Raw genomic sequence first — 22,252 nt, 5'->3', positions numbered from 1 at the left:
CAGTCATTTTCACTGGGTTTTCTCAACACCCCAGAAGCGGGCGAAGCCCTGCCAGGTGCGATATCCCTTTACCTTCGGGCCGGACACGCCGACATCGAGACCGTTGGCGAGCATGACCAAAGGTGCCTGCTCCAGAAAACGGGTATGCAGGTCATCAAAGATCGCCTGACGTTTTGCCTGATCGGTTTCCTGCAGCGCCTGATTGACGAGTTTGCTAACATCAGCATCATCCCAGACAGCATTGGCCTTCTTGGCTTTCGAACCGACAACCGTCTGATAGGCGAGCGCCGGCTCGGTACGGTTGGAATAATTGAATGCCATGATCTGGTATTTACCGCTATTGAAGCGGTCGAGTTGGCTTGCCCATTCAAGTACTTCGATTTCCGCATTGATACCGGCAGACTGCAACATGGCCTGCGCGATGATTGCGGTATCATAGTTGATGGCCGAGCGACGGTTGGTGAGAATGTTGATCTTCTCGCCTTTGTAACCGGCCTTGGCCAGCAGTGCCTTCACGGCATCAGGGTCATAACTGTAACCCTTGTCATGTGCCGCCGTATGATAAAGCGAGCCGGACGCAACGAGCGAATTGTTGGGAACACCCAGCCCGTAGGTTACGGAATCAACGATCTGCGGTGTATCCAGCGCGGCAATGACAGCCTGACGCATTGCAACCTTCGACATCAACGGATCGGCGGTCTGGAACAGCATGGTCACGAGGCCACCGTGAGGAGCCGCAACAATGTTGAAGTCCTTTTCGTCCTTCAACTTTGCGGCCTCACCCGGCGGCAGGTAGGGCAGCACATCAAGAGCGCCACTTTTGAGACCGGCCACCGCCGTTGCGGTGTCCGGCACAACAACATATTTCACCTCATCAACAAGAACTTCCTTGCGTCCGCCGTAACCATCGGGCTGCTCTCCTGAGATAGAATAGTCAGCGAATTTCTTCAGTGTCAGTCCTTGCCCGCGTTTCCATTCGCCGAACTCAAACGGACCGGTGGCGACTGGCGCCTTCCACTTGCCGTCATCTCCGAACGAGGCACGGTGCACGATACCGGTGGATCCACACTGCGCCTGCGCCATGTAGTTCAGGAACATCGCATCTGGACGATCAAGCGTAACAATAACCGTGTTTTCCTTCGCCACGATTGTCTGGACCCGTGCGTCGCGACTCCCATCAAAAAATGTCTTGCAGCTGAATTCCGGGTCACGAATTAGCTTCTCGAGGCTCCACTGCACATCGTAAGCGGTCATCGTCTCGCCATTGTGGAATTTCACGCCGTCACGCAGCGTAAATGTATAGGTTTTTCCATCGTCGGATACCGTCCATTCCTTAGCCAGCATCGGGCGAACTTCACCCTTTTCACCTGCAGCAACCAGCCCTTCAACCACGTTGAGCATGACGGAATCCGTGCCAGCATCGCGGTTTATGCCCGGTTGGGAGCTTCTGATATCAGCGGTAATCTGCACGTTCAGCGTATTGGCTACAGCCAATCCGGGAAGAGTCAGGGCCACAGATGCAAATAATGCACGCAAGGCCGGTTTCGACAGTGACATAAGTTCGCCCTCTTGTTTTATGTTGATGCAAAAAACATTTCATATGTAAAAATCATAGTCAAGCATGTTTCGATATGCATCATGGAAACATGTTCGAGCCACCCCACTTACATCATGCTGCAACTGTCTGCGGCGGCCCATGGAGGAAAAACTGAAACTGGATGTAATAGGCCTGCGCATTATCGAGGCAATGAAGCTCCACGGACGCCTGACCAAACAGACGCCGGCGTAGCCGTTGGTTTGTCGACCACCCCGGCTTGGGCGCGATTGAAACGGATTGAGGCACAAGGTTTGGTCACTGGTTTTCACGCCCGCTTATCAAGGGCTGAACAACTGCCCGTTTGGGTGCGGATGGACGTAACACTGGCCAGCCATCGCCGGTGGATTTCAAACGCTTCTAGAGCGCTGTCAGCGCCAAAGCGGAAATTGTGTCCTGCTAGTCAGTGGCGGTGGCGTCTATTATTTCCTGACGGTGGAAACCACTGACATCGACAGTTATCAACGCATCGTCGGCCGAATGCTGGCCATGGAAATCGGTATCCACCGCCGCTTTACCCATATCGTGACCCGGGCTGAGAAAGACGGGATGGACTAAATTCACTCCAGGATCAGACCGGGCAGACTGCGCAGCAGCTCTCTTTGGCCCGATCATGTCGCCCGGTCTGTAATAGGTAAAGCATGTAGATGGTTCTCGGAGGTTGATATAACATTTGGGTCATGGACCGAACCATTGCCATCCGACGCTTAAAGAAGCACGATCGCGCCATAAACGGCATGGGCGCGACGGGCCTTATCTATTTGGATCAACAGCGCGGGATGAAGCCGGCTCTTCCAGCGATTTAGACGTTTTCATTGATTAAGACCCTTCCAAAAAGTTCTCGCTTCTGGACCTACTTGGGGTTCAGCAGTTTCTTGAAGAAAAGCTGGCCATAGAGGTCGATGTGACCACTCGCAATAGCCACCATCCCATGCTTCGCCACGACAACGACCAATCGGCTGTTCGAGCTTTATGATGGTAAAGCGAAAAGTAGAGCCTGTTCTGGCGGAAATGCTGGAAGAAATTGAAGGCATTCAGAGCCACACGACCGGTAAGACATTAGCGGACTTTGAACAAGCTTGCCGTCAACCGTGGGCTGGAAATCGTCTCCGAAGCATCACGGCACGTTCCCGATGAATTGCTCGTGTTAGCGCCGAGTTGCTGGAGCACAACCTTAACGAAGAGGTCCTCTTTATTCGCGGTCGCTACCATGACCAAGATACGGCATCAGTCCAAAGGTGACTCATCGAAGCGCTCACAAACGATTTCACCGACGATGTTTCCTTGGCCCTGCAGAACGGCGCAGTGGCCGACCTGCCATCGGGTACCGTCCTTAGGCGCATTCCTTGAGCTGATTCATATCTTTCCCGCGCACCTGCGGGGACGCAACGGGTCGAGGTGGTTGGACCCTCGGCATTTCGGTCACTTTATTACTCATCGGGGAGGTACGTGGTTTTTCGAAGAACTACATCCGTTCGGATTAATGCCCGTCACCATGTTGGTTTCAAACCCCGACGCTTGCACAGACATGGTCAATCGACTTAAGCGGCTAGTACCAGCGCCGGTTTTTTTCCAGCGACCACAGTAGTAAATTCGTCGCAGCGCTTTACGGACTCTGGGCCAAAGTGGTCGACCCGCAGTCAACGAAACGACACCGGTTATGTCCCCCTTAGTCTTGAACCGGGAAGATTCGAATTTTTTGTTGCTGACCATGGTATCGGTGTTCTTACCAGTTTGAGATCAAGCCCGAGCTACGCATATTTGACCGACCATGATTGAACTCGTTCTCTCCCGGGGGATGTCCGTTCGCGACGCTTCCTGCACGGCAGCTAGCTCAAGGGCGATGTTTCAAGCCCTGATGTCATCCAGCACGCGAACGCGGTCGGTGTCACTCCGGCGAGGCAGGATCATGTTGACCGTGACCCAGTGAGGCGCGCGCTGCGTCGACAGCGTTTTCGACCACCCGGCGACCGCGGCGCGAACCGCTTTCGACAGGGCGAAACCGGCAATGGGTCGCTCGATGCCCGATGAACCGATGATGATGATGCGACCCCATTGACGTTCGATCATGCCGTATGCAAGCGCGTCGGTGATCGAAAAGATCGAAACCCGCCTCGAATCGACCGCTGAACGCCATGCCTCAGGCGGCTGGACGAGTGCTGGCGAGCGGCTTTCGGAATGGGCGGAAATGTCGTCGCGCCCCTTGGCCTTTGCGCTGGCCACGTAGGCGCGGACGATCTCCTGATCCCTTCAAGCGAACGTCAGTTGCCGCCAGTGAGGCCTAAGGCCACGAGGTTTGGTGCGAACGCGCGAATGACAAATCACCTATGTTGCTCACGCAGAAGGTTTTCAGCCATAAAGGAGACGAAGGCGGACACCTTCGGCGAGGGATGCCGGTTTGCCGGCCAGAGGATGTGGAAGGCACCGACCTCTTGCATATAGTCCTCAAGCACGCTGACCAGCGTACCTCGCCGGAGCTGCTCCCGGATCGCGAAGTGCGGCAGGCATGCAAGCCCGAAGCCCCCCTCGGTCAGGCAGATCTGCGGCTCGAGCGTGCTTGCTACCGATGTCACGGGAAGAACAAGTTCAAGGGTCGCGCCGTCCGCCACCATCGGCCAGCGCTCCAGCTTGCCGGTGGACGGATATTTGTGATGATGGCAGGCGTGACCGAGCAGATCGTCGGGCGTCGAAGGCACGCCACGCGCCGCGAGATAATCGGGCGATCCGACGATCCGGTGCGAGAATGCCCCTGCCCGACGCATCATCAATCGCGAGTCCCGGGCTTCGCCCGTTCGGACCACGGCATCGAAACCTTCGTCGATCACATCCACCAGCCGGTCGGTGAAGTCGAGGTCAAGCTCGATCTCGGGATAGGCACGCATGAAGGCCATGACTGCGGGCATCATCAGCATGCCGATTAGTGGCAGGCTGACACGAAGACGTCCGCGCGGCGCCTGACGGATTTGCGACAGCTCCAGTTCAGCGGCCTCGATCTCGCTGAATATCCGGCGGCAGCGATCGAGGAACAGAGCTCCTTCCGCAGTCAGCGTCAACGAGCGCGTCGAGCGATGGAAGAGGCGAACGGCAAGCCGCTCTTCCAGCCGCGCGACCGCCTTGCCGATGGCCGAGCCAGAAACGCCAAGCCTCGCGGCTGCACCCGCAAAACTACCGCAATCTGCCGTTTGAACGAAGGCATTCAATGCGCCGAGATGTTCCATCCACTGGTCCCTATTGCGGATATCTATGTCCGATATGATGAGAACTCTAGCATAATTCTCCAATCGCGGCGACCGGCTTATGGTCAGGGCATGACAAACATGCACTTATTCGCCGCGTCCCCCGTCGACCCGCCCCAACCTCGTCGTCTGCCGCTCTCGGGCCTGCTCGCACTGGCCATGGCCGGCTTCATCACCATTCTGACCGAGGCGTTGCCCGCAGCTTTGCTGCCGCAGATCGGCGCGGGCCTTGCCGTGTCGGACGCACTGGTGGGCCAGATGGTGACGATCTACGCGATTGGATCGCTCATCGCCGCGATCCCGCTGACGGCGGCGACGCAAGGCATACGACGGCGGCGGCTACTCCTCGCTGCCATCGCCGGTTTCGCAATCGCCAATACAGTTACAGCCGTCTCCTCTAGCTATCTGCTGACGATGGTCGCACGATTTTGTGCCGGCGTTTCGGCCGGGTTGCTCTGGGCGTTGCTCGCAGGCTATGCGGCACGCATGGTGCCCGAGGCACTAAAGGGACGGGCTATCGCGGTGGCCATGGTGGGCACGCCGCTCGCGCTGTCGCTTGGCATTCCGGCCGGTACTTTTCTGGGCACCCTCCTCGGGTGGAGGGCGTGTTTTGGCCTCATCAGCGGCTTGACTCTGGTACTGGTTGTTTGGGTTATCGCGAAGGTGCCGGACTTCGAAGGCCAGCCTATGGAGCGTCGCCGCGGGCTCGGCACGGTGTTTACTCTGCCCGGCGTGCGCCCGGTCCTGTTCGTCACCATTGCCTTCGTCCTCGCTCACAACATCCTGTACACCTATATCGCCCCGTTCTTGGTCGAGGCCGGCATGGCAGCGCGGACCGATCTTGTGCTTCTGGTCTTCGGCACGACAGCACTGGCAGCCATCTGGATCGTCGGTGTCCTGATTGACCGTCAACTGCGAAGCCTGTCGCTCGCCAGCATCGCTTTGTTCGGGCTTGCAGCGCTGGCGCTTGGGCTATGGGGTGAGAACCCAGCGGTTGTCTACGGTGCAATCGCGGTCTGGGGCCTCGCTTTTGGCGGAACCGCCACGCTGTTTCAGACCGCTCTTTCGAATACCGCAGGCGATGCTGCCGATGTTGCTCAATCCATGTTGGTCACCGCCTGGAACCTGGCCATCGCCGGTGGCGGTATCGTCGGCGGGTTGATCCTGCAGCAGAGTGGCGTTGGCGGCTTCGCCCCAGCCATTCTTATCCTCCTCGTCCCGGCATTCATCACAACACTTCTTGCACGCCATCATGCCTTCCCACCGGCTACCAATCCCTGATCCAAAGGAAATTCTCATGACATCCTCAAATTCTTCGATCGTATCGCGCCTGGACGCCGTGATAGACGGCGCGATTGCAGCCGAACGCATCGTAGGTGCTGTCGTCCTTGTCGCGCTCGACGGCAAAACAATATATTGCCGCGCAGCAGGGCTCGCCGACCGGGATGCCGGCACGGAGATGCGAACTGACGCTATCTTCCGACTGGCCTCCGTCTCGAAACTCTTCTCCGCTGCGGCTGCCCTAGCGCTGGTCAGTCGCGGGATACTGGATCTCGATCGACCAATCACGGAATGGCTACCGGCGTTCACGCCGACCTTCGAGGGACGACCGGCTCTTATCACCTTGCGTCATCTGCTCAGTCACAGCGCAGGGCTCAGCTACGGCTTTTTTGAGCCGGAAGGCGGGCCTCTCGCCCAAGCAGGCGTGTCGGACGGTATGGACCGCGCCGACCTGACGCTTGCCGACAACATCCGGCGCCTTGCCGGCGTCCCCCTCTCCTTCGCTCCGGGGTCGGCATTCCGCTATTCGTTGGGGATAGATGTTGTGGGTGCGGTGATTGAGGCGGCAACAGGGCTCGCCTTGCCGGAGTCCATCCGCAAGCTCGTCACCGAGCCGCTCGGTCTTAAGGATACCGGTTTCGCGCTTTCCGATCCATCCCGGGTTACGGCTGCATACGCGGACGCCACGCCACGTCCCCGCCGGATGCACGAACCGGACTGCTTGCCATTGCTCCCCGGTATGGCAAGCGTGATGATGGATCCATCACGGGTGTTTGATACCAAGGCTTTTCCTTCAGGCGGCGCCGGTATGGTCGGCACAGCGTTCGATGTGTTGCAGCTGATTGAAGCGTTACGGCAGGGCGGCGGTGATATGATGACTGCCGATCATGCCTCCGCGATGGCGCGCGACCAGATAGCCGGGATCGACATCGAGGGATCGCCGGGCTGGGGCTATGGCCTCGGTTTTTCGGTACTGCGCGACAGCCAGGCCGCAGGCGTCGCCGAGCCGGCAGGCACCTGGCGCTGGGGCGGGGCCTACGGGCATAGCTGGTTCACTGACCCAATTAACGGCCTGACAGTTGTGGCCCTAACCAATACCGCATTTGAAGGCATGTCCGGCGCCGGGCGGTTTTCTACCGATATCAGTCGGGCGATCTATGCAGCGATGGCGGAGGCGTCATGAGCGACAAGTGAAATTAGCGATGCTATCCAACAATTCTAATCGAAGACTACGCCTTTAGGCGGGTTCAAACAGGCGCCCCTCTTTGCGACCATGCTATAACAACGATTTATCCGTCTCGCGCAGATAATCTCCCTTCACCGAAGTATCATTCGTTCACACGATTAGCCAACAGCTTCATGAGATCCATTCATTCGTGATGAATCGCCACGATTAGGGCGGGCTCATCCTGATGTTGACACCGTCCGGCGACTGAAGGCCGCGGGGAGATTAGAGCTGTATGCGTATCATCCTGAACATGATCCAGGTTTTACCTTGGATTTCGCATAGGAGTCGCTCGTGAGAGACCCAGTTGGTTTATGCGGGAAGCTACAGCCGGACTGGTAACCCGGGACGGTCTCAGCGAACTTTGGAATACAGGAAAGCGTCCCTTGGTTCGTTCGACAAATTTGGATGGAAAAGATACCGCCGAAGCAACGCTTCCTGGGTCATACCAGCCTTTTCCATCACACGTGCTGAGGCCACGTTCATGACATCACAAGCTGCCTCGGTGCGATAGATCATCGGATGGGTAAGGGCATGCTCGATTGCCCATTTTACCACTTCAGTCGCAACGCCCTGTCCCCAGTGATCCTTCCGGACAAGCCAACCGTAGGAAACTCTCGGTCCCGCCAGTCGCGCGTCAATCCTTCCAACAAGTTCGCTCGGCACTTCGCGTCGGCAAATGACCGCTGGAAACGTGGAGCCACCTTCCCACTCCAGATAGGAGCGTTCCGCAGCTTCCTGCGTCTGGGAAAGGTCTGTGTGCGGACGCCAAGTGAGATATTTCGTCACTTCACGATCAGTTGCCCAACCAGAAAAGATTGCGTCGCCATCAGATGGTTGAACCCGCCTGACTAGAAACCGCTCTGTGAAGAATTCCTCCGGGAGGCGATACGCCAAGTCCATTCCATCGATCCTTGATCGCGCTCTTGCCAGCGCCATTGCAGCGTACCGCTTGGCGGCGCAACGTACATTATTTGCGGCCGATGCCATGCAACGTTTATAGATTTCCTAAATTAGCCATGGAAATCAGTGCCTGAAATGGAATTCTGTGGTTTTTCTATCTAATGCCGCACTTTTCATCAGTATGCTCCCAACCGAGACGACATTGAATTGCAAAGTGACCGCACTGCAACCACAAAGTCGCATGAAGAGTCATTATTCGGACTTGCTTTAGGATTGCATCGATATTTGCCTTAGTGTCTTGTCTAGATTGCCGCTATGCTGCTGCGGACGTGGTGAAGGTCAAAGACCGGAGCAATGTTGGCCGATGCCGACATTTGAAAGCGCCTAGGACACTCACGGGGCTTTCCAGTGGAGCTTCACTAATGCGCGTAGCGAACCGCGGGATAGCCATCGCCTAGACTAGCTTGGTCATTGGCGACGACGCGCATCCCGTCTCCAGAGTGTGTCGGCCGTCTTTTGAGCTTGTGTCGGCAGCCATCATCTTCCAGGTTTATACAACTTTTCGCAAGCCTAGTTTCTGGAAGCCAGGAAGTGGTCAATCCCGGCTTGTGCACATTCCGTATCCTGTGCCGGCGTTCCCGAACTGAGCCCGATACCGCCCACAATTTCTCCGCCGACGGCCACCGGCAATCCGCCGCCGACAATCATCAGACGTCCACCGATCGCAGAATTGATGCCATAGGCGGGGCTACCAGGCTGGCTTGCCACGCCATAACTCTCCGTCGTACGTTTGGCGCCTGCAGCGGTATAAGCCTTGTCTTGCGCAATAATTGTACTGGTGATTTTACCACCGTCCATACGCTCAAATGCGATCAACTGACCGGATTCGTCGACAATAGCAATACACATTGGCACGCCTATTTCCGTCGCTTTGGCTCGCGCACCAGCAATCAAGCAACGTGCATCCTCTATATCCAAACGCTCGATCATCAACATGTGCTGTTCCTCCAAATACAGATTGTCTTTTATCCAGCCACGCGCTGAATATTTTCAAAGCATGGCCGACCCAGAGTGTCACCTTGATGTCTTCTGCCAATAAAGTCGGCTCAATCCTCGACGCGACACTCGTTCGAACATTACAGCGCAAGTTCGCGGCGAAGGGTTTCCAAGCGCTCCATCGCGACGACGCCCTCGACAATAGTCGGCGCAGGGGTACTTGCTCCGCCAAGCGCAGGTACGACGTCGCCAAGCAGAGAGTAGTACCCCTTAGGATCTTCATTGGCCGCCGCCGTAAAATTTGGCTTCCATGTCAGCGTGTCGCAGTCTTCCTTGAGTGTCGCTCCAAGATCATCAATCTTGAATGGCGGATTACGGTGCCATTTGATGTCAATCACGTCGTCCACTTCGATACGCTGGTGATCGCCCATCAGCTCGATGCGCTCTACTGGCGTGCCCCTTGACTGGATTGTGCCCATGGCCACATTCCCGATAGCTCCGCATTCAAATTCGAAGCCAACGTGGAAGAGCACACGTCCCGGTGTTTTCTCCACCTTACGGGCTGTAATCGAGCGGACAGGGGAAACAAGAAACGACACGAGATCCATGTAGTGAACGCAATGGTGGAGAAAGAAGCCTGTATAGTCGACGTTACCAACAAAATATCCAGGCGCAGTCATGTAGTACCCGGTCAAACCCAGAACATCGCCGAAACGACCGGATTTGACGATATTGGCAGCCATTCGGTTGCCGATTGAGTAACGCTTCATGAAGCCAAGAAGAAGCGGCTTCTTAGCTTTTTCCGAAGCGGCCAAAAGTTCACGAGCACCCGCCGCACTGCCGGACGGTGGCTTTTCCATGAAAACAGGTAAACCCCGTTCAAGAGCCGCCTTCCCGAACGCCAAGTGCTGGTCAGGGCCAACCGCCATGCCGACCGCATCAAGGCCCGGTGTCTTCAAAAGATCGGCAACGTTAGTCACGAGATTGGTGACTCCAAATTGCCGTCCGGCGTCATGCAGCCGCGCCCCATCGATATCGCAAAGCGCAACGAGTTCGACGTCGTGGCGAACAAGCTGCGGAAGCAGCATCTGGGTTGCGTGAATGCCGCAACCGATCCAACCGATTTTCATTGTCATCGACGATATTCCGTAAGCAGGAGGTGAGATTTGATGAACGCGCTCGACGCTGATAGGCGATCGCTCTCGTCTTCGTGGGGTGCCCGCCACTGGGCGAAAGGAACACCGAAACGGTCATCCGTGCGACGGAAGGGTTCGAGCGAGATTGGTCCGTTGTAGCCAACCTCATGGAGGGCGCGGCAAACCTCGACCCAGTCCGTCAGGCCAGTGCCGGGGAAGCCACGATGGTTCTCGTTCGCCTGAAAGTGTACAAGACGATCCCCACCGAGCCGGATGGCTTCGGCTAGCGAACTCTCTTCCATGTGCATGTGGAAGGTGTCTAGCATAAGCTTCACAGCCGGATGATCAACAGCATCAAGCAGTTCCATCGCCTGCTGCGTCGTACAAAGCACATCACTCTCGAAACGGTTCAGCGGCTCGACCGCCAGGACAATGCCAGCCTTTTTCGCGTAATCTCCCGCTTCCTTCAGCCCTCTGACACATCGATCTTTTCGGGCAAGGCGCTCAGCCTCTTCTACGACCTGTGGTGCACGGCCTGCAAATACCAGAGGGTTTCCTGTGAGAGGCCCCCCGACGACCTTCGCACCGAGACCGACGCCGCAGTCCACCGAGTATTTCAGGTAATCGATGCCCGCGCGGTGGACGTCTGCGTCGGCAGAGGACAAGTTCCTCTGCAAGTTCACACGTGCGGCGAGAACAACGCCCAGACCGGCATCATCGAGAGCTTTTTTTGTCGCCTTGATGTCGAGTTCACCTAGTTCGGGAACAAGAAGTTCAACAAAGTCATAACCATGCTCGCGCATCTTCGAGAATAATTGGAAATGCTCGGCCGTAAACGGGCGGGCATATTGCATTGAAATCAGCCCTATAGGGTTCATGTTTGCATCCTTCTTAATGCGTCGATATTGAGTTGCGTGCCAGAGTTTGTGGTGAGCATCAGCCCTTGACCGCGCCCTGTGTCAGGCCACCGACCAGTCGACGCTGAACGAGCAGGAAGAGGATCGTTGCAGGCATGGCACCGACCACAGCACCTGCAGCAAGCAATCCCCATTCGATCTGATACTCGCCAATCAACGTCTGGATCGCGACGGTCACGGGACGAACATTCCTTCCACCCAGCGTCAATGCGTAGAGATATTCATTCCAAGCGGTGATAAAGATGTAGATCCCGGTCGAGATTATTCCCGGCATCGTCAGTGGCAGGACGACCTTGCGAAGGGCCGTTAAACGCGAACAGCCGTCTGTCATTGCCGCTTCATCAAGACTTTTCGGAATTGCAGCAATGTAGCTTGTCAGCATCCAAACGGCGAACGGAATAGCGACTGTTGCGTTGGCGAGAATGAGCCCGATATGTGTGTCGAGAATTCCAATCCGGCGCATCAGAATGAAGAGCGGCAGGATCAGCAGTACCATCGGGAACATGTTGATTAGCAAAAACTGCATCATCAATAGTTTTCGCCCTTGGAAGCGAAAACGGGAGAACGCGTAGGCAGCGGTAACTGAGACAATCAAGCCGATCACAACCGTGCCACCAGCGATGATAAGGCTGTCCAGCATATTCTTCAAAAACGAGGTTTGCTCGATCAGCCGGACATAGTTGTCAATGCTCCAACCCGTGGGTGACAGCGAAACTCCGGTGGCGGAAAGCGTTGCCGTTGGGGTGAGTGATGTCAGTATCATCCAAACGAAGGGTGCCATCGCGAATAGAACGATCGCAAGAACAGGCAAATCTGTTGTGACGATCCGGCGAAGCGTGCTTTTCTGTCTCATTTTTCAACCTCGCGCATGGTACGAGCGAGGTAGAGAACCACGAACGCGCCGAGAAGGATGGTGAAGGTAACGGCAATTGAGGTGCCGTATCCAAAATCGAGGTTCTGGCGAGCTTTTATGAATGCATATAGTGGTAGGGTGTAAGTGGCATACCCCGGCCCACCTCCCGTCATCACAAAGATGACGTCCATCGAATTGGCAACCCAGATCACGCGCAGTAGCCCTGCGGTCGCAAGAACCGGCGCAATTCCTGGGAGCGTTATATGCAGGAACTGCCTCCAAGATGACGCTCCGTCGATGGACGCAGCTTCATATTGGCTCTTCGGAATCCCTTGCAGCCCTGCAAGAATCATGACCGCGAAAAATGGGAAGCCTTGCCACGTCAGCGTGGCTATGATCGCGTAGATAGCAACCTTTGGATCGGCCAGCCAAGGCACTGCTGCTTGAACGACCGATAGATAGACAAGGATGTCGTTTAGCACACCGGTATTGGGGTCATAGATCCAACGCCACATCAAAGCGATGACCACGCTGGGCAGAGCCCAAGGAATAATGATCAGCGCACGCGCCAGACCGCGCCATGGAAACTCACGGTTCAAGAGCAAAGCCGTGACGAGGCCAAGTCCCATCTGGAGTGGCACGGTCAGGCCGATCCATAACAACGTGTTCCAGAGGGCGGTCCAGAAAACGGGATCATTGAAGAGCTTCACATAGTTGCCGAAACCGACGAATTTGCTGGCGTTCGGTTTAAAGAGGATGAGGTCATAGAAGCTTGTCCAAACTGCCTGCACCATCGGCATGAAAACGATGATAAGCGTCACGACGAAGGCGGGCGCAAGCAAAACATATGGAAGAAGCCGTTCCGAGCGCCAGTCCAAAATCGCGCGGCGCCTTGGGGAAAATGTTGCTGACAGAGACATACTGCTTCCGTTTCAAGCCGTGAGAGAGGCCCCGACGCACACGCCGGGGCACGGAGATGGCGAGTGTTACTGAGCAAACAGCGTTTGAAGCTGCTCCATCATCTGCTGCGAATTAATTTGGCCCGTAAGCGCCTGCTGCATATTTGTCTGCCAAGCGCTGTTAACGAACTCGGAAACAGCCGACGTTTGCGGCAGCACTTTCGCGAAAGGAAGAGATTGAATCGTAGCATCTACGAAACGGCGTTCGTGAAGCTTCCAATTTGCTGCTCCGCTCTTAGTCACGGTCATTTGTCCGGTCGCACTATTGAAAGCGACGTTGTTCTCACCCTTGGCGAGAAACGAAATCCACTTCCAGGCAGCGTCTTTCACCGAAGAATTCGAGAAGATCGCGAGGGATTCGTCTCCGTAGGATGTCCACCGACCATTGCCGCACTTTGGTACTGGCACTGCGGAAACCTTGTCGCCAAGTGCCGCGACCAGATCCTTAGACGAGCCGATGTGATGGATCGTCATCGCCGTCTTGCCGGTTTTAAAAGCAGCGATGATTTCCTGGAAGCCATCGTTCGGAGCGGATGGTGGGATTACCTTGTCCTTCTGGAACAGGTCGATTACCCACTGATTAGCAGCAATCGCCTCTGGCTTAACAAGACCGTCAGGCTTTAACTCAGCTCCTTGAGAAAAGACAAATGCGCCCCATTGATCCCAGCCTCCCTTGCCGCCGCGCAACCCGAATCCATAGGTGTCGGGTGCCTTTGTCAGCTTGATAGCGGCGTTTCTGAACTCTTCGCAGGTCGTGGGCGGCTTGAGGCCGGCCGCCTGAAAGAGATCGGGGCGATAATACAGATAAAGAACGACATACTGGATCGGCAGATAATACTGAGTGCTGTCCGGCCCCTTATTCAGTTCAAGCACGTTATCGAGTAGATCGGCCTTCCCTTTCCAAGTGTCGATCCTGTCGCCGATCGGCTCAAGTGCGCCCATTTCCACGAGGCGCGGTTGAGCAAAAAGCTTTACCATCGCGGCGTCGGGTGCATTACCGCCCACGAGTGACGTATACAGGTTATCGTAATAACTGTTCCACGGCACGTTTTCGGCCTGAATTGTGATGCCTGGATTTGCTGCTTCGAACTTCTTTACAAGGTCAGCCATCGGGTTGGCTGGATTGTCGAAGTGATACCAAAACCGGACCGTGTCCGCTTTTGCCTGGGCCAGCGCCGCCGACGCCGCCAATGCGACGCCGAGCGCCAATGCTTTCAGAATTTTCATACCTTCCTCCTCCAGGTTGATTATGTTTTCAGCGGCCAGCCAAACGCCTCGCTGCATTCCCTGCTGCCGCCAACGCCTCCCGCGCTGAAGACAGTTCGTATGTGTTCTGTAAGAACCCATGCATCACACCAGGAACAATCCTCAGTTCGTCGGATCGACCGAGCGCCCTCAGACGTTCGCTGAGTAAAAGTGTATCCGAAAAAAGGGGATCGACTTCCGCCGCCATTAAGTAAAGCGGCGAAATAGCCGCCAGTTGCTCATCGGTTGCTGCCAGCGGGCATGCCAGAGGGTTGGATTCGATCTCCTGATCTCCAGCGTAGAAATCCCAGTACCGCTGCATCTTTCCGCGCGTCAGTCCGGGCCCTTCGCTGAAACTCCGATACGACTCCGTTTCAAATGAACGCGCGTAGTTCCCATAGAAGAGAAGCCCGCCGTCTGGGAGCGCGCATCCAGCCTCCTCCTCGTGCAACATGGCTGCTATTGCGAGATTGGCACCGGCAGAGTCGCCAGAAACCAGCAACGGGCCAAAGGAGACACCAGAGGCAGATGTCGCGCTGAAGAGGTGACGGAGTGTCGAAACAACGTCCTTAAGACCTGATGGAAAGGGACATTCGGGCGCAAGCCGGTAGTCTGGCAGCACGACTGGCATTCCGCTTTCAATCGCAAGGACGCGCGCGCAACGCTCATGTGTTTCCGGGGAACAAAACGCAAAGCCTCCGCCGTGTACGAATAGGATCGCGCCGTTGCTAGCACCTTCCGGCACGAGAACCTTCACGCGACAGCGGGCGGAACCAAGCTCCAGATCTTCATCGATCCAGACTTCTGAAACCCTTTGCATCGGCGGTAGATCGACATTACAGCGTGCGTTCGCAAACAACGACTGGGCCCTGCCTTCTCCGGGCGCCAATGTCGTCGGGTCTGGCAATTGACCAAGTTCAGCTAGCGTCTTCTCCATCAGCGCCAAGCTCTCCGCCGACAAGGCCCCCGAGAGCGTTTGAGCTGCGCTCACTGAACGCTCTCCGGAAAGACCTCAGGACCGAAATCGACAATCGTAGCAATGTGATGATGCATGGATGCGGTCGCCCGCCGTGCGTCACCGCTTTCGATAGACTCGATGATGCTGCGGTGGCGCAGTGCGGTCGCTTTCAAATCCCGCGACATTGGGCTGCGCGAAATCTTGAACCGATGATTATGAACCAGGCAGCGATGAAGAATTGGATCAAGGGCGGGCAGATCGGCATCCTCGAAAATGCGACGATGAAAATCGCGGTCGATGGCTGCAAGCTCCAGTTCGTCGGCAGCGTCAGCAGCGCACACCATTTTATTCAACAGGTCCTCGAGGTCTTTGATCAAAGTCCGGCTGGGTGCGCGCATCATCCTCGCCATGCCACTGCCCTCGATCTGCTGTCGCAGCCGAAACATTTCGATCGCTTCGTCCGCTGTGCACTCGGAAACCTGCGTACCACGGCGGCCCTTTCGGAGCACAAGCCCCTCTTCCTGCAACTGCAATAACGCTTCGCGCACCGTGCCCTGGCTACACTGGAAGTGGGTCGCGAGATCCAGTTCGGTCAAGCCCGTCCCCGGCTCAAGTATTCCCAGCATGATGTCCCGCTTGAGGGCGTCAAACGCCGCACTGGATTTAAGAGACTTCGTAGCGGTTTGCCGGGGTGGAAAATATGCCATCCGAATGTGCCTGAGTTGTTGCGTATTGATGAACTTATCATTATCAATATTGACATCGATAATGATCGTCAAGCACGAAATTGCACCTAGGGAGAAGAACGTGGCTGAAATTGCGCTGAGGGAAATCCAGAAGTCTTATGGCAGTCTAAAAGTTATCCACGACATCGATATTGATATCAAAAGCGGAGAATTCCTTGTTCTTGTTGGCCCGTCTGGATGTGGCAAGTCTACTCTTCTTCGAATGATTGCCGGTTTGGAGGAAATCTCAGGTGGAGAGTTACACATCGAAGGACGCACAGTGAATCTCCTGCCGCCTGCAGAGCGAAACATCGCGATGGTTTTTCAGGACTATGCGCTTTATCCACACATGAGCGTCCGAGACAACATGTCTTTCGGCCTGAAGATGCGCGGCAGCAAGGATGAGGACATCCGGCACCGCGTTTCCCACGCTGCTGAAATCCTCAAAATCACAGACTACCTTGACCGACGACCAGCTCAGCTATCCGGTGGCCAGCGCCAACGCGTCGCCATGGGTCGAGCGATCGTCCGTGAACCTGCCGCGTTTCTCTTCGACGAGCCGCTATCCAATCTTGACGCGGCACTTCGTGTCGAAATGCGGCTTGAGATTGCTAAGCTTCATCACCGCATGAAGGCGACCACGATTTACGTCACGCACGATCAGGTAGAGGCAATGACTCTGGCGGACCGCATCGTTGTGATGAACGCTGGCGTTATAGAGCAAATCGGCAAACCACTGGATTTGTATCATAAACCAGCAAGCTTGTTCGTCGCCCGCTTCATCGGTAGCCCGACTATGAATACCCTCCCGGCAAGCCTTACTCATGGCAGTCTCGTGTTGCTTAACAGATCAATCCACCTAGAGGAGACTTTTGGTTACAGCGGGTTTGGCGGCCAAATAGTGGTCGGCATTCGGCCTGAAGACCTTCTACAGTGCTCTGAGGAAGACGCTTGGGTAAGTGGTGAGTTGCTTGTCGCGGAACGCTTGGGCAGCCAGACCTATGGCTATGTAGAGATCGGTCACTCAAAGATGCTCTGTGCGGAGTTTCCTCGAACAAGTGACTTGAACGTCGGCGAGACGCTACATTTTCGGGCGCGGACTGAAAGCCTCCACTGTTTCGACGCGACGACCGGCAGGAGAATTAAACCAGACTGAAACCTCGAAAAAGGCGCAACCTAATGCCCAAGTTATCTCAGTCGTTATCAAAGCGATCCGGCGCAACTTTCCGCCGTGGCTCGCATTTTATCGATCAGCTCACCGGCGATATAAGGTCCGACGTCGTATGGACGTCTTGAAAAAGGGACACTACCTTGGCAAACAATGATCCGAAGGTACGTACGCTTTCCCTAGCGGGTAAGCGGTTAGCTGAGGCGAAATCACGAACAAACGCTTTTAGCCAATCGCGGTAAGGAAGGACGATAGCGGCTGCCAGGACTTCGCGCATATGAGCCTCTTGAATGAATGGTTGTGTTCTCGCCGTCCATTTTCACGGTAACGACGAAGTCATGCACCTTGATCCCATCAAGCGAGGACATAATCCTGTCGTACCTGGTCGTGCCACGCGAGATCGGCAAATGAAATGTGCGGCTATATTTCCTCACTCAGAAGCGATAACATGTGTAATGCGGAACAGCCAAAAATCTTCGCTTCGTGCCGACTGCGGTTGGCCCTGTGCGGTAATCGCTCTTGAGCGAATTATCTTTCAGATTAGTACAACCCCGCCGCGTTCGACTGCAGTGCATTCCTCACCTGCGCACTAGTGGCACCCGATGTCTCTGTCTCATCGACGGTTGAAAAAACATCGGCTGGCTTCGTTCCAGGTTTAAATGGTTCGGATACGGCGCCCGGCGCGCCGGGAAGTGCTGCCATTCCGGAGTGGACATCAATGTTGTAGACTTGCATTCCTTCCGGCATGTGAAAGTTTTCAATCGGTTGGCCGGCGAGAGCAACTTTCATGAAAGAGTTGAATACCGGCGCTGCTACCCCACTGCCGCTGGCTGCCCGACCCAAACTCTCCGGCTCATCAAAACCGATATAAACGCCGGTCACAAGTTCGGGGGTGAAGCCCACGAACCATGCATCATGATTGTCGTTTGTTGTGCCAGTTTTACCTGCCACAGGCCGCCCGAGGGAAATCCGCTTCGACGCGGTGCCGTCCGACACGACACTCTCCATCATGGAGGTAACCTGATAGGCGGTCATAGGATCAAGTACACGCTCACGGCCGTCCTGCAGTTCCGGTTCGTCCTGCCCCTGCCACCTGCTCGCCGCGCATTCATTGCAGGTCACACTCTGCTGACGATAGATCGTGCGGCCATGCCGGTCCTGTACGCGATCGATCAGTGTCGGTTTAACCTGCATACCGCCATTGTCGATCACGGCATAAGCGGCAACCATCCGCAGCAAACTGGTCTCGTTAGATCCGATCGACATCGACAGCAACGGTTTTACATTTTTATCATATACGCCCAGTCGCTGGGCATAAGACGTGACAGTGTCCATGCCGACTGCGTCTGCCAACTTCGCTGCCATGACGTTGCGAGAATGTTCTATCCCAAACCGAAGGATGGCCGGTCCCTCGTATTCATTCGCATCATTCCTAGGCGACCACACCTGGTCTCCCAAGTGGAACTCCACAGGTTCATCGACGATGACGCTTGCGGGGGTGTAACCGCTATCGAGTGCTGCTGCATAGACGATCGGCTTGAATGTCGAGCCAGGCTGGCGCATAGCTTGCACAGCCCTGTTGAATTGCGAGATCGAATGCGAGAAGCCGCCGACCATCGCCATGATGCGTCCGGTCTTCGGATTCATCGCCACCAGCGCACCCTGAACCTTGGGCACTTGGCGTAACTCGAACGACCCGTTGGACTGACGCTCAACAATGACGACATCGCCAACATTCAACAGCTGCGAAACGCTTTTCTTTCCCAACGCCCAATGCATGCCGGGTGCCTTGAGAGCGTGCGTTTCGTTGAGGCCTCCCCCTACCCCGATTTGTGCGTCCTGATGATCAGTGCTGAGGACCACGGCAGGAAACCACCCGGGAACATCGAAACCCGGCTGCAACTTATCAAGCTTCTCGCTCCAGTCTTTGACATCATCGAGATGGTTCACCGGCCCACGGTAGCCCCTGCGCTCGTCATATGCGACAAGCTCGTCGCGAAGCGACTGCGTCGCCCCCGCCTGCAGCCTCGGATCCAGGGTGGTTCTCACGGAAAGCCCCGTTTCATCAAGGGACTTTTGCCCAAAATCACCGGTTAGGACTTTTCGGACCTCGTCAACGAAGTAGCCCGCATCGACAGTCAGCCCGGTGTCGTTATGCGCGGCGACCCCGAGAGGCTGCTGTTTGGCGGTGTCAGCCTCTGCCGCGGTGATGTATCCGTTTTCCTGCATGCGATCGATGACCCAGTTGCGACGGGTGATTGCGGCCTGAGCATGGGTATCAGGATTATAATTGGCAGGCCCTTTCGGGAGCGCCGCCAGATATGCCGCTTCGGCAATGCTGAGGTCCGAGACCGATTTATCAAAATAGGTGATAGCAGCCTGGGCTATCCCGTATGACCGTTCGCCGAGAAAAATCTCGTTGAGATAGATTTCGAGAATACGATCCTTGGAGAGAACCCTTTCGATCTTGAGCGAGAGCAGCGCCTCCTTCACCTTGCGGCTTACCGTCCTGTCTGACGTTAACAGGAGGTTCTTTGCAACTTGCTGGGTAATTGTCGAAGCACCAATTGGCCGACGACCGCTCCCTACATTGGCCACGTCCACCCAAAAAGCACGGGCGAGACCCGAAAAATCCAAGCCCGGATGTGAGTAGAAACTCTTGTCTTCAGCCGAGATAAACGCCGCCTTCACCCGATCTGGCACGTCCTCTATCGGAAGAAAGATTCGTGATTGTTTCGCGAATTGCGCGATCGGCTCACCTGTCGCGGCGTAGACACGTGACAACACCGGCGGCTCGTAATCTGTCAGCCCACCGAAATCCGGCAGGTCCGGCTCGATAGCGGAAATCGCGATCCATAGGCCGCCCGCCAGAAGCAAAGCACCCGTGAAAACAATCGAGACGAGATAACCGGCTAAACGGATCATGCGGACTGCCTTATGAACAATGTTATATTGACGCTGCTCTCCGTCCCCAGGCAGCGACAGGTTGGGAAGCTTAACCACCAACGCAAATCAGATGGTGATTGAACTCTCGCAACAATGTGTCGGAATAGCGGTGCTTCGTTTCGGTTGGGACACTGGAACCCCTTCTCCGCTTCGCCGAGCGAAAGTGTTGCGCAAAATCAGAACGGCCGCAGATAAAAAACGAACGCGCCGATACCATCGAAATCCGCACGTTGCGCGTCACAAAGGCCAAGGTGTACAAGCGCCGTCGAGGCGATCGAAGCACGTCGGAATCATAACGTCGCGCTGGCACGTCTCCCTGCCGCTACTGGCGATCCGTTGCTGGTGCGGGCGGCGCGCGGCCTCGTTCTCATGCCACGTGCTCTTGCCCCGCGAGATCGCGTTCACGCGCTGGCACGGGAAGTGCAGGAGGCGATTGGCCCACAAGATGCAAGTGTCGATCTCGCCACCCTGAAGCGTAAGCGGTGTTTTCCTCGCACATTGACCAGGCTTGATTGGGCTTACCGAAAAATCCCGCTACAACATTGACGGCAAGAATGCGCCAAAAGCGGTCGCCAGCCGAGGAAGCTCTACCTGCCGGACACTATCGGCAACGGTGGCAAAACTGCGTCCTTTAGAAGTCGTGATGCTGCATGCTTTTACATCATCGAATTCTGCCGATGCGATCTCCTCCGCAATGCGGCCTTCACCCCTTGCGCAGAATAAACGCCGCGAGGTCCCGCACGGGTTTGTCGGGGTCGTTGGTTAGGTGTTGTGCGCAGGTGCGTGAAAGTTCTGCGGGAATTGTGTGGCGGTCGGCGCATTGCAGGACTGTGCGGCGCACGAAGGCGGAGCGGTCTGTTACTGCCATTTTGGCGATCAGTTCCGGCTGTGCGGCAATATCGAGGGTTCGGCTGGTGTAGACTGGAACGAGTTGGGTAATGTTGTAGCGTTTGTCCAGCCACTTGTGCTCATAACCGGAGCGCCATCGAGCCGTGCCTTGCAGCAGGGTTTCCACGGCAATGGCGCGAACAATGGGGTTTGTGGCGTGGCTGGCGATGTCACTTAGATACGTATCCAGCCACGGGGTTCTCAGCGCCAGCCGGAAGGCGGTTGGCACGGGCCCGGCGGTATTGGGCATCAGCAGCGTGGCAAACTCCGCGCTGATATCCGGTCTCGTCATCAGGCTTCTGGCAAGCGTTTGCCCGGCGTCATTCCAGCGGCCCCACTCGCGTTGACGGGGAAACAGCGTGAGCGCGACCTTTGCCAGCAGGTGTGGTGGCGTGACGGGCAGCACGCGCTCCACGCAGCGGTTGGCGCTTTTGCGCACCTGCACCGCCCAGTCATTCATGCGAAATAGCACGGCTGCCACCCAGAAGGGCGAGACTAGCCCTTGCGTGATCTTCTCCAGCGCCAGTTCACGCAACTGGCCGTTGCCATGAAACAGAAACAGCAGCTCCAATCCCGGTGTGTTGTGCAGCTGGTCGCGGTGGCTGAGCGGTGTTACGAGGCTTGTCCAGAAGGGCCGGGTTTTGACCGCACCGAACAAGTTTGCCTCGTTGCGAATAGCCCCTGACACAAGAGTGACGCTGAGCGGCGACAGGTCATCCAACAGGCGAATGACCGCCTCCACCTCACCGTGCAGCGCCTTGCCGTTATAAAGCTTTTCGCCGACAGCATTGAGGGCTGCTTTCAATTCAACACTCATGACGGGAGGTTTGGTTTTCATGCTGATGCCATTCCGTATGTGGCGTTGAGATATAAGCGCTGTTTGCCATTTATAACAGTGCGACGGGTTTGTCAGGGTGCAAATCGACACGGGGTCCCAATGCCGATACGCATGATAACGCCTTGTTATCTCTCACGTTAGCGGGATAAGTTCTGTATGCTTAATCACAGAGCGTCAATGGCCACTATGAGGCCTCGAAGCTGCCTCTTCGTATTCGGCCAACAATGACCGGTTTGGGCCGACTGCCGACTGCCGTCTTCCGCTTTGCGCCAACGGCCGTCATTGCGCTGAAGCGCCAAGAGCCGTCATACATGGGCTGGTCTGCGCCAGCAGCGGTCATCAACGGAGGCTGATACGATGTGATTATTTCTTAGGTGTAGAGAA

The 22,252-nt window shown here is 56.0% G+C and carries 19 protein-coding genes; 4 read left to right on the top strand and 15 right to left on the bottom strand.

Annotated features, from left to right (window positions below; translation table 11 throughout):
- Positions 1-9 precede the first annotated feature (9 nt).
- The gene (locus ACQZ63_RS26925; protein WP_448799582.1) at positions 10-1,515 is read right to left on the bottom strand and encodes an ABC transporter substrate-binding protein; all 1,506 of its coding nucleotides are present in this window, start codon (positions 1,513-1,515) and stop codon (positions 10-12) included.
- 478 nt (positions 1,516-1,993) lie between these two features.
- Positions 1,994-2,116 carry a hypothetical protein gene (locus tag ACQZ63_RS26920; protein ID WP_448799581.1) on the bottom strand — a complete coding sequence of 41 codons (123 nt, stop codon included), beginning with the start codon at positions 2,114-2,116 and terminating at the stop codon, positions 1,994-1,996.
- A 151-nt stretch (positions 2,117-2,267) separates the two neighbouring features.
- Here ACQZ63_RS26920 and ACQZ63_RS26915 point away from each other — a divergent pair, with 151 nt between their 5' ends.
- On the top strand, positions 2,268-2,417 hold the full coding sequence (locus ACQZ63_RS26915; RefSeq protein WP_323131579.1) for a nucleotidyltransferase domain-containing protein: 150 nt from the start codon (positions 2,268-2,270) through the stop codon (positions 2,415-2,417).
- Between the two features lie 1,025 nt (positions 2,418-3,442).
- On the opposite strand, the gene ACQZ63_RS26910 is transcribed toward ACQZ63_RS26915, so the two are convergent.
- Together ACQZ63_RS26910 and ACQZ63_RS26905 are read right to left on the bottom strand one after the other, a co-directional pair.
- Positions 3,443-3,817 carry an SDR family NAD(P)-dependent oxidoreductase gene (locus tag ACQZ63_RS26910; protein WP_448799580.1) on the bottom strand — a complete coding sequence of 125 codons (375 nt, stop codon included), beginning with the start codon at positions 3,815-3,817 and terminating at the stop codon, positions 3,443-3,445.
- A gap of 98 nt (positions 3,818-3,915) precedes the next feature.
- Positions 3,916-4,812, bottom strand: coding sequence for a LysR family transcriptional regulator (locus ACQZ63_RS26905; RefSeq protein ID WP_448799579.1), 897 nt, complete (start codon positions 4,810-4,812; stop codon positions 3,916-3,918).
- Between the two features lie 99 nt (positions 4,813-4,911).
- On the opposite strand from ACQZ63_RS26905, the gene ACQZ63_RS26900 reads away from it, so the two are divergent.
- Together ACQZ63_RS26900 and ACQZ63_RS26895 are read left to right on the top strand one after the other, a co-directional pair.
- On the top strand, positions 4,912-6,111 hold the full coding sequence (locus ACQZ63_RS26900) for an MFS transporter (RefSeq protein ID WP_448799578.1): 1,200 nt from the start codon (positions 4,912-4,914) through the stop codon (positions 6,109-6,111).
- 16 nt (positions 6,112-6,127) lie between these two features.
- A complete protein-coding gene (locus ACQZ63_RS26895; RefSeq protein ID WP_112651451.1) occupies positions 6,128-7,294 on the top strand; it encodes a serine hydrolase domain-containing protein in 1,167 nt (388 codons plus the stop codon).
- A 396-nt stretch (positions 7,295-7,690) separates the two neighbouring features.
- Here ACQZ63_RS26895 and ACQZ63_RS26890 read toward each other — a convergent pair whose 3' ends face one another.
- From ACQZ63_RS26890 to ACQZ63_RS26850, 9 genes are all read right to left on the bottom strand, one after another.
- Positions 7,691-8,326, bottom strand: coding sequence for a GNAT family N-acetyltransferase (locus tag ACQZ63_RS26890; RefSeq protein WP_448799577.1), 636 nt, complete (start codon positions 8,324-8,326; stop codon positions 7,691-7,693).
- A gap of 483 nt (positions 8,327-8,809) precedes the next feature.
- Complete coding sequence (locus tag ACQZ63_RS26885) at positions 8,810-9,235, bottom strand: GlcG/HbpS family heme-binding protein (protein WP_448799576.1); 426 nt, start codon at positions 9,233-9,235, stop codon at positions 8,810-8,812.
- A 140-nt stretch (positions 9,236-9,375) separates the two neighbouring features.
- Positions 9,376-10,371: a Gfo/Idh/MocA family protein gene (locus ACQZ63_RS26880; protein ID WP_448799575.1), complete on the bottom strand. Its 996-nt coding sequence runs from the start codon at positions 10,369-10,371 to the stop codon at positions 9,376-9,378.
- Complete coding sequence (locus ACQZ63_RS26875; protein WP_448799574.1) at positions 10,368-11,249, bottom strand: sugar phosphate isomerase/epimerase family protein; 882 nt, start codon at positions 11,247-11,249, stop codon at positions 10,368-10,370. The genes ACQZ63_RS26880 and ACQZ63_RS26875 overlap by 4 nt, the downstream gene beginning before the upstream one ends.
- A 58-nt stretch (positions 11,250-11,307) precedes the next feature.
- The gene (locus ACQZ63_RS26870; RefSeq protein WP_448799573.1) at positions 11,308-12,141 is read right to left on the bottom strand and encodes a carbohydrate ABC transporter permease; all 834 of its coding nucleotides are present in this window, start codon (positions 12,139-12,141) and stop codon (positions 11,308-11,310) included.
- On the bottom strand, positions 12,138-13,061 hold the full coding sequence (locus tag ACQZ63_RS26865; RefSeq protein WP_448799572.1) for a carbohydrate ABC transporter permease: 924 nt from the start codon (positions 13,059-13,061) through the stop codon (positions 12,138-12,140). Before ACQZ63_RS26865 ends, ACQZ63_RS26870 begins: the two co-directional genes overlap by 4 nt.
- A 66-nt stretch (positions 13,062-13,127) precedes the next feature.
- Positions 13,128-14,327: an ABC transporter substrate-binding protein gene (locus tag ACQZ63_RS26860; RefSeq protein ID WP_448799571.1), complete on the bottom strand. Its 1,200-nt coding sequence runs from the start codon at positions 14,325-14,327 to the stop codon at positions 13,128-13,130.
- 28 nt (positions 14,328-14,355) lie between these two features.
- The gene (locus ACQZ63_RS26855) at positions 14,356-15,336 is read right to left on the bottom strand and encodes an alpha/beta hydrolase (protein WP_448799570.1); all 981 of its coding nucleotides are present in this window, start codon (positions 15,334-15,336) and stop codon (positions 14,356-14,358) included.
- A complete protein-coding gene (locus tag ACQZ63_RS26850; protein WP_448799569.1) occupies positions 15,333-16,082 on the bottom strand; it encodes a GntR family transcriptional regulator in 750 nt (249 codons plus the stop codon). Before ACQZ63_RS26850 ends, ACQZ63_RS26855 begins: the two co-directional genes overlap by 4 nt.
- 28 nt (positions 16,083-16,110) lie before the next feature.
- Between ACQZ63_RS26850 and ACQZ63_RS26845 the strand changes: the two genes are divergently transcribed.
- A complete protein-coding gene (locus ACQZ63_RS26845) occupies positions 16,111-17,184 on the top strand; it encodes an ABC transporter ATP-binding protein (protein ID WP_448799567.1) in 1,074 nt (357 codons plus the stop codon).
- 552 nt (positions 17,185-17,736) lie between these two features.
- On the opposite strand, the gene ACQZ63_RS26840 is transcribed toward ACQZ63_RS26845, so the two are convergent.
- Positions 17,737-20,121 (bottom strand): penicillin-binding protein 1A, encoded by a 2,385-nt coding sequence (locus ACQZ63_RS26840; protein ID WP_448799566.1) that lies wholly within the window; start codon positions 20,119-20,121, stop codon positions 17,737-17,739.
- A gap of 724 nt (positions 20,122-20,845) precedes the next feature.
- Positions 20,846-21,868 carry a hypothetical protein gene (locus ACQZ63_RS26835; RefSeq protein ID WP_448799565.1) on the bottom strand — a complete coding sequence of 341 codons (1,023 nt, stop codon included), beginning with the start codon at positions 21,866-21,868 and terminating at the stop codon, positions 20,846-20,848.
- Positions 21,869-22,252 lie beyond the last annotated feature (384 nt).

Source organism: Agrobacterium sp. CG160-95, assembly GCF_053521725.1.
The sequence above is the reverse complement of the archived record's forward strand: the minus strand, read 5'-3'. Positions and strand labels throughout refer to the sequence as shown.

Excerpts from the sequence above, each read along its gene's own strand:
- ACQZ63_RS26920 (WP_448799581.1), bottom strand. The coding sequence starts at position 2,116 with ATGGGTAAAGCGGCGGTGGATACCGATTTCCATGGCCAGCATTCGGCC.
- ACQZ63_RS26905 (WP_448799579.1), bottom strand. The coding sequence starts at position 4,812 with ATGGAACATCTCGGCGCATTGAATGCCTTCGTTCAAACGGCAGATTGC.
- ACQZ63_RS26900 (WP_448799578.1), top strand. The coding sequence starts at position 4,912 with ATGCACTTATTCGCCGCGTCCCCCGTCGACCCGCCCCAACCTCGTCGT.
- ACQZ63_RS26865 (WP_448799572.1), bottom strand. The coding sequence starts at position 13,061 with ATGTCTCTGTCAGCAACATTTTCCCCAAGGCGCCGCGCGATTTTGGAC.
- ACQZ63_RS26885 (WP_448799576.1), bottom strand. The coding sequence starts at position 9,235 with ATGTTGATGATCGAGCGTTTGGATATAGAGGATGCACGTTGCTTGATT.
- ACQZ63_RS26880 (WP_448799575.1), bottom strand. The coding sequence starts at position 10,371 with ATGACAATGAAAATCGGTTGGATCGGTTGCGGCATTCACGCAACCCAG.
- ACQZ63_RS26875 (WP_448799574.1), bottom strand. The coding sequence starts at position 11,249 with ATGAACCCTATAGGGCTGATTTCAATGCAATATGCCCGCCCGTTTACG.
- ACQZ63_RS26835 (WP_448799565.1), bottom strand. The coding sequence starts at position 21,868 with ATGAAAACCAAACCTCCCGTCATGAGTGTTGAATTGAAAGCAGCCCTC.
- ACQZ63_RS26870 (WP_448799573.1), bottom strand. The coding sequence starts at position 12,141 with ATGAGACAGAAAAGCACGCTTCGCCGGATCGTCACAACAGATTTGCCT.
- ACQZ63_RS26895 (WP_112651451.1), top strand. The coding sequence starts at position 6,128 with ATGACATCCTCAAATTCTTCGATCGTATCGCGCCTGGACGCCGTGATA.
- ACQZ63_RS26840 (WP_448799566.1), bottom strand. The coding sequence starts at position 20,121 with ATGATCCGTTTAGCCGGTTATCTCGTCTCGATTGTTTTCACGGGTGCT.
- ACQZ63_RS26860 (WP_448799571.1), bottom strand. The coding sequence starts at position 14,327 with ATGAAAATTCTGAAAGCATTGGCGCTCGGCGTCGCATTGGCGGCGTCG.
- ACQZ63_RS26890 (WP_448799577.1), bottom strand. The coding sequence starts at position 8,326 with ATGGCATCGGCCGCAAATAATGTACGTTGCGCCGCCAAGCGGTACGCT.